The 12,598-nt window shown below is 71.7% G+C and carries 11 protein-coding genes; 8 read left to right on the forward strand and 3 right to left on the reverse strand.

The features are described from left to right. The coding region (locus VGD85_RS04370) for an aldo/keto reductase (RefSeq protein WP_331062219.1) at positions 1-929 on the reverse strand (929 nt) is incomplete at its 3' end. A gap of 73 nt (positions 930-1,002) precedes the next feature. Here VGD85_RS04370 and VGD85_RS04375 point away from each other — a divergent pair. Then, entirely contained in the window at positions 1,003-1,827 is an 825-nt protein-coding gene (locus tag VGD85_RS04375) for an undecaprenyl-diphosphate phosphatase (protein ID WP_331062220.1), read from the forward strand. 1 nt (position 1,828) lies between these two features. On the opposite strand, the gene corA is transcribed toward VGD85_RS04375, so the two are convergent. Further along, positions 1,829-2,800: a magnesium/cobalt transporter CorA gene (corA, locus tag VGD85_RS04380; protein ID WP_331062221.1), complete on the reverse strand. Its 972-nt coding sequence runs from the start codon at positions 2,798-2,800 to the stop codon at positions 1,829-1,831. Positions 2,801-2,832: 32 nt separating this feature from the next. Here corA and VGD85_RS04385 point away from each other — a divergent pair, with 32 nt between their 5' ends. The 5 genes from VGD85_RS04385 to VGD85_RS04405 all read left to right on the forward strand — a co-directional run bounded on the left by VGD85_RS04385 (position 2,833) and on the right by VGD85_RS04405 (position 6,777). Next, positions 2,833-3,546: a histidine phosphatase family protein gene (locus VGD85_RS04385; RefSeq protein ID WP_331062222.1), complete on the forward strand. Its 714-nt coding sequence runs from the start codon at positions 2,833-2,835 to the stop codon at positions 3,544-3,546. A 9-nt stretch (positions 3,547-3,555) separates the two neighbouring features. Beyond that, positions 3,556-4,131, forward strand: a complete 576-nt coding sequence (locus VGD85_RS04390; RefSeq protein WP_331062223.1) for a DUF3090 domain-containing protein — start codon at positions 3,556-3,558, stop codon at positions 4,129-4,131. Beyond that, the gene (locus VGD85_RS04395) at positions 4,128-4,913 is read left to right on the forward strand and encodes an SCO1664 family protein (protein WP_331062224.1); all 786 of its coding nucleotides are present in this window, start codon (positions 4,128-4,130) and stop codon (positions 4,911-4,913) included. The genes VGD85_RS04390 and VGD85_RS04395 overlap by 4 nt, the downstream gene beginning before the upstream one ends. A 140-nt stretch (positions 4,914-5,053) precedes the next feature. Then, a complete protein-coding gene (gene mshC / locus VGD85_RS04400; protein ID WP_331062225.1) occupies positions 5,054-6,301 on the forward strand; it encodes a cysteine--1-D-myo-inosityl 2-amino-2-deoxy-alpha-D-glucopyranoside ligase in 1,248 nt (415 codons plus the stop codon). A gap of 62 nt (positions 6,302-6,363) precedes the next feature. After that, positions 6,364-6,777 carry a VOC family protein gene (locus VGD85_RS04405; protein WP_331062226.1) on the forward strand — a complete coding sequence of 138 codons (414 nt, stop codon included), beginning with the start codon at positions 6,364-6,366 and terminating at the stop codon, positions 6,775-6,777. 159 nt (positions 6,778-6,936) lie between these two features. Here VGD85_RS04405 and VGD85_RS04410 read toward each other — a convergent pair whose 3' ends face one another. Beyond that, positions 6,937-7,785, reverse strand: coding sequence for a PAC2 family protein (locus VGD85_RS04410; RefSeq protein WP_331062227.1), 849 nt, complete (start codon positions 7,783-7,785; stop codon positions 6,937-6,939). Positions 7,786-7,954: 169 nt separating this feature from the next. Between VGD85_RS04410 and metH the strand changes: the two genes are divergently transcribed. Together metH and VGD85_RS04420 are read left to right on the forward strand one after the other, a co-directional pair. After that, positions 7,955-11,668, forward strand: coding sequence for a methionine synthase (gene metH / locus VGD85_RS04415; RefSeq protein ID WP_349257080.1), 3,714 nt, complete (start codon positions 7,955-7,957; stop codon positions 11,666-11,668). Further along, positions 11,661-12,332, forward strand: a complete 672-nt coding sequence (locus VGD85_RS04420; protein WP_331062229.1) for an HAD family phosphatase — start codon at positions 11,661-11,663, stop codon at positions 12,330-12,332. Before metH ends, VGD85_RS04420 begins: the two co-directional genes overlap by 8 nt. The last annotated feature ends 266 nt before the right edge of the window (positions 12,333-12,598 follow it).

Here is a 12,598-nt window from a genome sequence, read left to right on the forward strand (position 1 = left end):
TCCAGGGCGTCGGTGATCTCGGAGGGCAGGCTGAGCTCCTCGACGCCGAGCGCGCCGCGCAGCTGCGCGGCCGTGCGCGCACCGACGACCGGGGCGGTGACGCCAGGCCGGTCGCGCACCCACGTGAGCGCGACCTCCAGCGGCGTCCAGCCGAGGCCGTCGGCGGCGCGCGCCACGGCCTCGACGATCCCCGAGGAGCGCTCGTCGAGGTAGGGGTTGACGAAGTTCGCGAAGTGGGACGAGGCCGCCCGCGAGTCCGAGGGAGTCCCGGTGCGGTACTTGCCGGTCAGCACCCCGCGGCCCAGCGGCGACCACGGCAGCACGCCGAGGCCGAGCGCGGCGGCCGCGGGGAGCACCTCGTGCTCGACCGCGCGGTTGAGCAGGGAGTACTCCACCTGGGTGCAGGCCAGCGGCGTGCGTCCCGGCACCGCGCGCTGCCAGGTGGCCGCCTGGGCGGTCTGCCAGCCGGAGTAGTTCGACACCCCGACGTACGCCGCCCGCCCGCTCTGCACCGCGGCGTCGAGCGCGGCCAGGGTCTCCTCGAGCGGGGTGTCGTCGGACCAGATGTGCACCTGCCACAGGTCGACGTGGTCGATGCCGAGCCGGCGCAGCGACGCGTCGAGGGTCTGCAGGAGGTGGCCGCGGGAGGTGTTGTACTCCCGGCCGCCCCGGCGCGCCGAGATGCCGGCCTTGGTCGCGATGACGACCTCGTCGCGGGCGACGACGTCGCCGATCAGGGTGCCGATCAGCTCCTCGGACGCACCGTTGCCGTAACCGGCGGCGGTGTCGACGAGCGTGCCGCCCGCCTCCGCGAACGCGATCAGCTGGTCGCGGGCCTCGTGCTCGTCGGTGTCCCGGCCCCAGGTCATGGTCCCGAGTGCCAGGCGGGACACGGTGAGGCCGGTCGTTCCGACACGCCGCTGTTGCATGGCGACAAGGTAGTCGGCGACACCAGCCCGGCCCGCAGCGGCACGCCCAGCGGGCGCCCGTAGAGTTCCGGCCGTGGTGGACTTCCTGCAGGCCGTCGTGCTCGGGCTCATCCAGGGGCTCACCGAGTTCCTCCCGATCTCCAGCAGCGCACACCTGCGCATCTACCCGGAGGTCTTCGGCTGGGGCGACCCGGGCGCCGCGTTCACGGCGGTCATCCAGATCGGCACCGAGGTCGCGGTGCTGCTGTTCTTCCGGCACGACATCTGGCGGATCGGGCGGGCGTGGGTGCTCTCGCTGTTCCGCCCGGAGTACCGCGGCCACCTCGACGCCCGGATGGGCTGGTTCATCATCACCGGGTCGATCCCGATCGTGGTGCTCGGCATCGCGCTCAAGGACGTCATCGAGCGCGACTTCCGCAGTCTCTGGCTGATCGGCACCACGCTGATCGTGCTCGGTCTGATCCTCGGGCTCGCGGACCGGATCGGCGGCACCGACAAGACCATCAAGCAGATCACGCTGCGCGACGCGATCTTGATGGGGCTGGCACAGGCGCTCGCACTGATCCCCGGGGTCTCGCGCTCGGGCGCGACGCTGTCGATGGGGCGCCTGCTCGGCTACGAGCGCGAGGCCGCGACCCGCTACGCGTTCCTGCTGGCGATCCCGGCCGTGATCGGCGCGGGGCTCTTCGAGCTCAAGGACGTCCCGAACGGCGACAACCTCTACGGGTGGGGCCCGACGATCGTCGCGACGATCGTCTCGTTCATCGTCGGGTACGCCGCGATCGCGTGGCTGCTGCGCTACGTCACGACCCGGTCCTACGCGCCGTTCGTGCTCTACCGGATCGCGCTCGGCGCGGCGACCTTGGTCCTCGTCGGCACGGGCGTGATCGCGGCCTGACTCACAACCAGCCGGACTTCTTGAACAGCACCCACAGCCCGGCAGCGACCGCGGCCATCAGCCCGAGCGCGAACGGGTAGCCGAAGGTCCAGTCCAGCTCGGGCATGTGCCGGAAGTTCATGCCGTAGATCCCGGCGATCAGCGTCGGCACGACCACCAGTGCCGCTCCGGCGGAGATCTTGCGCATGTCGTCGTTCTGCTGGACCGAGATCTGCGCGAGGTAGGCGTCGAAGGCGGTGGACAGCAGGGCGTCCAGCGAGTCCACGGTCTCGGCCGCTCGCGCCAGGTGGTCCGCGACGTCCCGGAAGAACGGGGCGGCCTGGTCGGTGACGGTCGGCTCGTCGCCGCCCGCCAGCCGCACCAGCGGCTCCCGCAGCGGCAGCACCGCCCGGCGGACCTCGGCGAGCTCCCGCTTGAGCACGTAGATGCGGGCCGAGTCGTGGGTGCGCTCGGCCGAGAACACCGACGCCTCGATCTCGTCGACGTCCACGATCAGCTCGTCGACCACGTCGAGGTACTCGTCCACGACCCGGTCGATCACCGCGTACAGGACACCGCTCGGCCCGTGGCTGAGCACGCGCCGGCTGGTCTCCAGCTCCTCGCGGGCCGAGTGCAGCTCGTTGCCCCGCCCATGGCGGACCGTCACGACGAAGTCGTCGCCGACGAAGATGGCGATCTCGCCGGTCTCGACGGCGTCCTCCTCGTCGACGTACCAGAGCGTCTTGAGCACCAGGAACACGCTGTCCTCGAAGCGCTCCAGCTTGGGCCGCTGGTGCGCCTTGACGGCGTCCTCGACGGCGAGTGAGTGGAGCCCGAAGACCTCGGCCACCTCGTGCACCTCGGTCGTCGAGGGCTCGTGCATCCCGATCCAGACGAAGTCACCGTCGCGGTCCGCCTTGGCCCGCAGCTCCCGCCAGTGGGTGCCGCCCTCCGCCCGCTTGCCGTCGCGGTACAGGGCGCAGTCGACGATCACCCGGCCACCGTAGTCCCACTACAGTCCACGCCATGGCAACCGTGATCCTCGTGCGGCACGGCCGGACCACGGCCAACGCGTCCGGGACGCTCGCCGGACGACTCCCCGGGGTCCGGCTCGACGAGACCGGTGCGGCCCAGGCCGCTCGGGCGGGTGAGCGGCTGGCGGGCCTGCCGCTGTCGGCGATCGTGACCAGCCCGCTCGAACGCTGCCGCCAGACGGCCAAGGCGATCGCGGCGGCCCACCCCACGGCGACCCGGGTGACGACCGAGCGGGGGATCACCGAGTGCGACTACGGCGCGTGGCAGGGACGCCCGCTCAAGGAGCTGGCCAAGGAGAAGCTCTGGGGGCTGGTCCAGTCCCAGCCGTCCGCGGCGGCCTTCCCGGATGGCGAGTCGATGTCGGCGATGCAGGCGCGGGCGGTCGCCGCCGTACGCCGTCTCGACGCGGCTGTCGAGGCCGAGCACGGTCCCGGGGCGGTCTGGGTGGCCGTGAGCCACGGCGACATCATCAAGTCGGTGCTGGCCGACGCGCTCGGCATGCACCTGGACCTGTTCCAGCGCCTCCACGTCGATCCCGCCTCCGTGTCGGCGATCCGCTACACCGGCGCCCGCCCGTACGTGCTGGCGACCAACAGCCACGCCGGGGACCTGTCCTGGGTGGCGCCCCCACGGACCCGGAAGCGGTCCCGGCGAGCCGACGACGCCGCGGTCGGTGGCGGCGCCGGCCCTTCGGTGACGCCCTAGGGTGAGGGCATGCCAGTCGTCCATGGATTCGATCCGCCGGAGCGGTTCGTCGCCGGCACCGTCGGCCCGCCCGGCCAGCGGACCTTCTTCCTGCAGGCCCGCTCCGGGACCCGGCTGGTGAGCGTCGCGCTCGAGAAGCAGCAGGTGCAGGCCCTCGCCGAGCGGGTGGACGAGCTGCTCGACGAGGTGATGGCCAGCCAGCCCGGGGACGCGATCATCCCCGCGGTCGCCCCGCTCGGCCTGGAGGACTCCGACCCCCTCGAGCAGCCGATCGAGGAGGAGTTCCGCGCCGGCACGATGACGCTGTCGTGGGACCCCGGCGACCAGCGGGTGGTGATCGAGGTGTTCCCCTACACCGAGGCCGCCGTGATCACGCCCGACCAGCTCGACGAGGACTTCGAGGAGCCCGAGCCCGACGAGGTGCTCCTGGTCCGGATCCCCGCGGGGCCGGCGCGCGCGTTCGTGCGCCGTGCCGAGCAGGTCCTCGAGGCCGGCCGGCCCAGCTGCCCCTTCTGCGGCAACCCGATCGACCCGGACGGCCACCTGTGCGTCCGCGCGAACGGCTTCCGGCGTCGCGATCCGTGAGCACGGTTCCCGGCGCCGACCCGACGGTCGACCTGGTCGACGGCGAGCTCGTCCTGCACGGCCGGGTGATGCCCGCCTCGAACGCGACGTTCGTGGGCGAGATCGGCGGCGTCCGGGTCGTCTACAAGCCCGTGGCGGGGGAGCGCCCGCTGTGGGACTTCCCGGACGGCACCCTGGCCGACCGGGAGCGGGCGGCGTACCTCGTCTCCGAGGCGACCGGGTGGCACGTCGTGCCCGAGACGTGGCTGCGCGACGGCCCCCACGGGCCCGGGATGGTGCAGCGCTGGCAGGAGCCCGACGACGAGCAGGTCGCGGTCACCCTGGTCGCCGAGGGGGAGGTGCCGCCCGGATGGCGGCATGTCTTCGACGGCCTCGACGGCCACGACCGGCCGGTCTCGCTGATCCACGAGGACTCCGCGGCCCTGCACCGGATGGCGGTCTTCGACATCGTGGTCAACAACGCCGACCGCAAGGGCGGCCACGTGCTCGAGATGACCGACGGCCACCGGTACGGCGTCGACCACGGGGTCACGTTCCACGTCGACCACAAGCTCCGCACGGTGCTCTGGGGCTGGCTGGGGGAGCCGCTCACGGCCGACGAGGTCGCGGTCGCCGACCGGCTCGCCATCGAGGCCCGCGGCTCCCTCGGCGATGCGTTGGCCGCCCACCTCACCGACCCGGAGATCGAGGCGTTCGTACGCCGCTGCCGCCGGCTCGCCGACCGGGCCGTCATGCCGTCCCCTGCCGGGGAGTGGCCCGCGATCCCGTGGCCCCCGTTCTGAGCTGCCCCGGCCTGAGCCTGCGAAGGCCGGGACCAGCAGCCAGGTCGAGTGGTCCCGCGACCTACGGAGGAGGTCGCGACGGGCCGTAGCGAGACCGAGCCCGTCTCGGATCCAGTCGGGCCCCGGCTAGGCTGCGCCCCATGCGAGCCTGGCCTGCCCCGGAGATCCCCACCCTCCCGGTTCCGGGACCGCCGGTGGCGCTCCACGACACCCAGGCGGGCGCCAAGGTGACGACGCGGCCCGAGGGTGCCGCCCGGATGTACGTCTGTGGCATCACGCCGTACGACGCGACCCACCTGGGACACGCGGCGACGTACGTCGGGTTCGACCTCCTCAACCGCGCCTGGCGCAACGCCGGCCACGACGTCACCTACGTCCAGAACGTGACCGACGTCGACGACCCGCTGCTGGAGCGTGCCGACAAGGTGCACGTCGACTGGGTCGAGCTCGCCGAGCGCGAGACCGAGCTGTTCCGTCAGGACATGACCGCGCTGCGCGTGCTGCCGCCCGACCACTACATCGGCGCCGTGGAGTCGATCCCGCTCGTCATCGACCTGATCCACCGGCTCGAGGCCGCCGGGTCGATCTACCGGGTGGAGGACGACCTCTACTTCTCCGTCACCGCCGATCCGGCGTTCGGCGCCGAGTCGGGCTGGGACCGCGAGCGGATGCTCGACATCTTCCCCGAGCGCGGTGGCGACCCCGACCGTCCCGGCAAGAAGGACCCGCTCGACTGCGTCGTCTGGCGCGGTGAGCGCCCGGGCGAGCCGTCCTGGGCGAGCCCGTGGGGCCCCGGCCGACCCGGCTGGCACATCGAGTGCACCGCGATCGCGCAACGGCACCTCGGCGGCGCCTTCGACGTGCAGGGCGGCGGCAGCGACCTCGTCTTCCCGCACCACGAGATGTGCGCCGGGCACGCGCAGGTCGCCGTACCCGGCACCCCGTTCGCCCAGGTCTACAGCCACGCCGGCATGGTGGGCTACGACGGCGAGAAGATGTCGAAGTCGCGCGGCAACCTCGTGTTCGTCTCGGCCCTCCGCAACAGCGACGTCGACCCGATGGCGATCCGCCTGGCGCTGCTGCGCCACCACTTCCGCTCGGACTGGGAGTGGACCGACGAGCAGCTGTGGTCGGCCGTCGACGACCTCGGTCGCTGGCGGCGCGCCCTCTCCCTGGGCGCCGGTGCGCCGGCCGCCCCGGTGGTGGCGGAGGTGCTCGCGGCCCTCGCCGACGACCTCGACGCCCCCCTCGCCACCGCCGCCGTCGACCGGTGGGTCGACGCCACCCTCGGCACCGACGGCCTCGCCGACACGACCGACCCCGAGGCCGGGGTCCGGATGCTCGCCACCCTCGACGCCGCGCTCGGCCTCGCCCTCTGGCTCGGCTGAGCCCGAAGCGAGGTCTCCCATTCGTTCAAGACACGGCCCGCACGGTGCGCCACGCTGGTGCGATGTCACAGAACGCACTTCGCCCGAAGCTCGTCGTCCCCGACGCTGACGCCGCGATCCGCTGGTACGTCGCCCATCTGGGCGCCACCGAGGTCGTCCGCTACGAGGTCGCCGGGTCAGTGGTCTTCGCGGAGCTGGAGGTCTTCGGCACCGCGTTGACCCTGAAGGACCAGGACGAGACGGACCCCGCGCCGGCCTCGACGGGCACGCCGGGCCCGGTCCTCGACGTCGTCACCGACGAGCCCGACGCGATCGCGGCCGAGATGATCCAGAACGGCGCCGTCTCGATCTTCCCCGTGGCCGACCAGCCCTACGGGGCCCGCGGCGGGCGGGTCCGCGACCCCTTCGCCGTGCAGTGGCTCCTGCAGACCCCGGTCACCATGTCACCCGAGCAGGTCCGCACCGCCCTGGGCTGACGCCGCTCCTGGGAAGTTCTGCGGTTTGGTCACCAACGACAGTCCGGGAGCGCTCCCACCTGCGGTTGGTGACCAAACGGCAACCGCACCGGCCGCATCCGGGTCGCACCCGGGTCGCGCCGGACCGCCCGTCCCAGCGTCCGTCGTCGTCAGTCGTCGTCAGTCGTCGTCGTGGCGGCGCTTGAGGTAGCGCTCGAACTCGCGGGCGATGGCCTCGCCGGACGCCTCGGGCAGGTCGGTGGTGTCGCGGGTCTCCTCGAGGGCACGGACGTAGTCGGCGATGTCCTCGTCCTCCTCGGCGAGCTCGTCGACGCCCCGCTCCCAGGCGCGCGCGTCCTCGGGGAGGTCACCGAGGGGGATGCTCACCTCCAGCAGGTCCTCGAGCTGCCCGAGCAGCGCGAGGGTGGCCTTCGGGCACGGCGGCTGGGCGACGTAGTGGGGGACCGCCGCCCAGTACGACACCGCGGGGACGTCGACGCGGACGCAGGCGTCCTGGAACACGCCGACGATGCCGGTGGGGCCTTCGTACGTCGACTGCTCGAGCTTGAGCCGGTCGACCAGCTCCGGCTCGGTGGCGGTGCCGCTGACCGGGATCGGCCGCGTGTGTGGCGTGTCGGCGAGCAGTGCCCCGAGGGTCACCACGAGCTCGCCCCCGAGGTCGTCGCACGCGGCCAGGAGCTCGGCGCAGAACTGCCGCCACCGCATGTTGGGCTCGATGCCGCGGATCAAGATGACGTCCCGGTCGAGGTCCGGAGGCGACGCGACCGCGATCTGCGTGCTCGGCCAGGTGAGCCGGCGGTGCCCGAACTCGTCGGACCCGACCACCGGCCGGTTGACCTGGAAGTCGTAGAAGTCCTCGGGGTCGACGGCCCCGATGACGCGCGCACCCCAGACCCGGATCAGGTGGTCGATCACCGACGAGGCGGCCTCGGCGGCGTCGTTCCAGCCCTCGAAGGCCGCGATGACGACGGGGTCCACCAGGTCCGGGACGTCCTCGAGCTCGATCACCCCTCCAGCCTAGTGCGGCGCTCCGCACCACTCGGTGAGGATTTCCGCCCGGTCGTGGCCCGGTGTCACGATCTGGATAGAGCGTCCGGCTCGTGGACACCGTTCCTACGCTGGACAGTGCCGCCGTCCGGGCGGACCGAGAGGAGTCGCGTTGTCCCGCTCACCGCACCTGCGCCCCGACCGCACCGAGGAGCTGACCCGGGCCCTCGGCGAGCGGATCCTGGTGCTCGACGGGGCGATGGGCACCGCGATCCAGCGCGACCGGCCCGACGAGGCCGGCTACCGCGGCGAGCGGTTCGCGGACTGGCCGAGCGACCTGGTCGGCAACAACGACCTCCTCACGCTCACCCAGCCGGAGATCATCGCCGGTATCCACCGGGAGTACCTCGCGGCCGGCGCGGACATCATCGAGACCAACACGTTCAACGCGAACGCCGTCTCCCTGGCCGACTACGGACTGCAGGAGATCGCCTACGAGCTCAACCACGAGGCCGCGCTGCTCGCGCGCCGTGAGGCCGACGCCGTCAGCACCCCGGACCGACCCCGCTACGTCGCCGGTGCCCTCGGGCCCACCACCCGGACGGCGTCGATCTCACCCGACGTCAACGACCCCGGGGCACGCAACGTCACCTACGACGAGCTGGTGGCGGCGTACCTCGAGGCCGCTCGTGGCCTCGTCGACGGGGGCGCCGACCTGCTCGTCATCGAGACGATCTTCGACACCCTCAACGCGAAGGCCGCCATCTTCGCGGTCGAGTCGCTGTTCGAGGAGCACGGGCGCCGGTGGCCGGTCATCGTGTCCGGGACCATCACCGACGCGTCCGGCCGCACCCTGTCGGGACAGGTCACCGAGGCGTTCTGGAACTCCGTGCGCCACGCCCGCCCGATCGCGGTCGGGCTCAACTGCGCGCTCGGCGCGAAGGAGATGCGGCCCTACATCGCCGAGATCTCCCGGGTCGCGGACACCTTCGTGTCGTGCTATCCCAACGCCGGCCTGCCGAACGCGTTCGGCGAGTACGACGAGGCCGCGGAGGAGACCGCCGCGATCATCGAGGAGTTCGCGACCGCCGGGTTCGTCAACCTCGTCGGCGGCTGCTGCGGCACCACGCCGGCCCACGTCGCGGCGATCGCCCGGGCGGTCGAGGGCAAGGCCGGCCGCGAGGTGCCCGAGGCGGCGCCGGCGCTGCGCCTGTCCGGCCTCGAGCCGTTCGCGGTGACCGACGACAGCCTGTTCGTGAACGTCGGCGAGCGCACCAACATCACCGGGTCGGCGCGCTTCCGGACGCTGATCAAGGACGGCGACTACGACACGGCGCTGAGCGTCGCCGCGCAACAGGTCGAGAACGGCGCGCAGGTCATCGACATCAACATGGACGAGGGCATGATCGACGGCGTGGCGGCGATGGACCGCTTCACCCGCCTGGTCGCCAGCGAGCCGGACATCAGCCGGGTGCCGGTGATGGTCGACTCCTCCAAGTGGGAGGTCATCGAGGCGGGCCTGAAGAACATCCAGGGCAAGCCCATCGTGAACTCCATCTCGATGAAGGAGGGCGAGGACTCCTTCCGCGAGCAGGCGCGCCTGTGCCGCCGCTACGGCGCGGCCGCGGTCGTGATGGCGTTCGACGAGGACGGCCAGGCCGACAACCTCGAGCGGCGCAAGGCGATCTGCGAGCGGGCCTACCGGATCCTCGTCGACGAGGTCGGCTTCCCGCCCGAGGACATCATCTTCGACCCCAACGTGTTCGCCGTCGCGACGGGCATCGAGGAGCACGCGTCGTACGGCGTCGACTTCATCGAGGCGACCCGCTGGATCAAGCAGAACCTCCCCGGCGCGAAGGTCTCCGGCGGCATCTCCAACGTCAGCTTCTCCTTCCGCGGCAACAACCCGGTCCGCGAGGCCATCCACGCGGTGTTCCTGTACCACGCGATCGAGGCCGGGCTCGACATGGGGATCCTCAACGCCGGCGCGCTCGTCGTCTACGACCAGGTCGACCCCGAGCTGCGCGAGCGGATCGAGGACGTGATCCTCAACCGCCGGCCCGACGCCGCCGAGCGGCTGCTCGAGATCGCGGAGGAGCACAACCGGAGCGGTGAGACCGCCGAGGCCGCGGCCGAGGAGTGGCGCGGGCTGCCGGTCGAGGAGCGGATCACCCACGCGCTCGTGAAGGGCATCGACGCGCACGTCGAGCAGGACACCGAGGAGCTCCGGCTCGAGATCGCCGCCCGCGGAGGCCGCCCGATCGAGGTCATCGAGGGCCCGCTGATGGACGGGATGAACGTCGTCGGCGACCTGTTCGGCGCCGGCAAGATGTTCCTGCCCCAGGTCGTGAAGTCGGCCCGGGTGATGAAGAAGGCCGTCGCCTACCTGATCCCCTTCATCGAGCAGGAGAAGGTCGACAACCCCGAGCTCGCCACCGCCAAGGAGACCAACGGCACGATCGTGATGGCGACGGTCAAGGGCGACGTCCACGACATCGGCAAGAACATCGTCGGCGTGGTGCTGCAGTGCAACAACTTCGAGGTCATCGACCTCGGAGTGATGGTGCCGACGCAGAAGATCCTCGACACGGCCGTCGAGGTCGGCGCCGACGCCGTGGGCGTGTCCGGGCTGATCACCCCGTCGCTGGACGAGATGGTGGGCGTGGCGACCGAGATGCAGCGCCGCGGCCTCGACATCCCGCTGCTCGTCGGCGGCGCGACCACCTCGCGCGCGCACACGGCGGTCAAGGTCGACGGCAAGTACGACGGTCCGGTCGTCTGGGTCAAGGACGCGTCGCGCTCGGTGCCGACCCTGGCGACGCTGCTGAACCCAGCGCAGCGACCCCGGCTGATGGCCGAGATCAAGGAGGACTACGACTCTCTGCGGGCCCGCCACGCCACCAAGAACGACCGCCCGATGGTGTCCCTCGAGCGGGCCCGGGCGAACCGCACCCCGATCGACTGGTCGGCGTACCAGCCGCCGGCGCCGCGAGCGCCCGGCATCCACGTGCTCGCGGACTACGACCTCGCCGAGCTGCGCGAGTTCATCGACTGGCAGCCGTTCTTCAACGCCTGGGAGCTGAAGGGCAAGTTCCCCGACATCCTCAACAACCCGGCGACCGGGGAGACCGCGCGCAGCCTGTTCCACGACGCCCAGGCGATGCTCGACCGGATCATCGAGGAGCGGTGGCTGCGCGCCAACGCCGTGTTCGGCCTGTTCCCCGCCAACGCCGTCGGCGACGACATCGAGGTCTATGCCGACGCGTCGCGCTCGGAGGTGCTGACCACCCTGCGCAACCTGCGCCAGCAGGGCGACCACCGCGACGGCATCCCCAACCGGTCGCTCGGCGACTTCGTCGCGCCCCGCGAGACCGGGCTCCCCGACCACGTGGGCTCCTTCGCCGTCACCGCCGGGCTAGGCGCCGAGGCCCGGATCCTCGAGTTCAAGAGGGCGCACGACGACTACTCCGCGATCCTGCTCGAGGCCCTAGCGGACCGGCTCGCGGAGGCGTTCGCCGAGCGCCTGCACCAACGGGTCCGTACCGAGTTCTGGGGCCACGCGCCGGAGGAGGACCTCGACAACGACGCGCTGATCGCCGAACGCTACGAAGGCATCCGCCCCGCTCCGGGCTACCCGGCCTGTCCCGAGCACACCGAGAAGCGGACCCTCTGGGACCTGCTCGACGTGACCGCCCGGACCGGTATCGAGCTCACCGACGGGATGGCGATGTGGCCGGGCGCGGCGGTGTCCGGGTGGTACTTCAGCCACCCGCAGTCGCAGTACTTCGTCCTCGGCCGGATCGGTCGCGACCAGGTCGCGGACTACGCCGACCGCAAGGGCTGGACGCTCGCGGAGGCGGAGCGGTGGCTCTCGCCCAACCTCGGCTACGACCCCGATGACTGAGCAGCGGACCACCGAGCGCGCGATGCCGGCGGCCGTCCTCTGGGACATGGACGGGACCCTGGTCGACACCGAGCCGTACTGGATCGAGACCGAGTACGAGATCGCCGAGCGGTACGGCGGCCGCTGGAGCGAGGCCGACGCGTTGAACCTGGTCGGCAACGAGCTGACCTCGTCCGCGGTGTACATGCGCGAACGGATGGGCATCGACGTCAGCCCCGAGCGGATCGTCGAGGAGCTCCTCGACGGGGTGGTGGCCCGGGTGGAGCGCGACGTCCCGTGGCGTCCCGGGGCCGTCGACCAGCTGGAGGGGCTGCGCGCCGCGGGCATCCCGTGCGGGCTGGTGACGTCGTCGTACGAGCGCTTCGTCGCGCCGATCGTCGCCCGCCTGCCCGCCGAGACCTTCCGGGTCGTCGTCACCGGCGACCGGGTCGACCAGGGCAAGCCGCACCCCGAGCCGTACCTGACCGCCGCGGCCGCGCTCGGCCTGGCGCCCCAGGAGTGCTTGGCGGTCGAGGACTCCAACGCCGGCACCCGGTCCGCGGAGGCCGCGGGCTGCCTCGTCCTCGTCGTCGAGAACCACGTGCCCGTCCTGCCCGGCGTACGCCGGGTCTTCGCCGAGACCCTCGACGGCCTCGATCTCTCCGCGGTGTGGGCGCAGCAGTGAGCGGGCCCATGACTAGTCGATGACTAGTCCCGAACTAGTCCCGGGCTAGTCATCGGCCGGCCGGGGTCCTAGTACCACCGGACAATGGCGATGGGTCCGACCGACATCAGAGGATGGGGACATCTCGGGGGGAGCTGTTCCACCTGGATAGGCCCGAAAAGGTTAGAAGATGCTCGTCCGACGCGTTCCCGCCATCGTGCTCAGCCTTGCGCTGGGTGCAGCGGCCCTCGTGAGTGCACCTATCGCATTCGCGGGTGATGGCGGGA

This window comes from Nocardioides sp. (assembly GCF_036401255.1).
Lineage (GTDB): Bacteria > Actinomycetota > Actinomycetes > Propionibacteriales > Nocardioidaceae > Nocardioides.

Excerpts from the sequence above, each read along its gene's own strand:
- VGD85_RS04385 (WP_331062222.1), top strand. The coding sequence starts at position 2,833 with ATGGCAACCGTGATCCTCGTGCGGCACGGCCGGACCACGGCCAACGCG.
- VGD85_RS04390 (WP_331062223.1), top strand. The coding sequence starts at position 3,556 with ATGCCAGTCGTCCATGGATTCGATCCGCCGGAGCGGTTCGTCGCCGGC.
- mshC (WP_331062225.1), top strand. The coding sequence starts at position 5,054 with ATGCGAGCCTGGCCTGCCCCGGAGATCCCCACCCTCCCGGTTCCGGGA.
- VGD85_RS04405 (WP_331062226.1), top strand. The coding sequence starts at position 6,364 with ATGTCACAGAACGCACTTCGCCCGAAGCTCGTCGTCCCCGACGCTGAC.
- VGD85_RS04420 (WP_331062229.1), top strand. The coding sequence starts at position 11,661 with ATGACTGAGCAGCGGACCACCGAGCGCGCGATGCCGGCGGCCGTCCTC.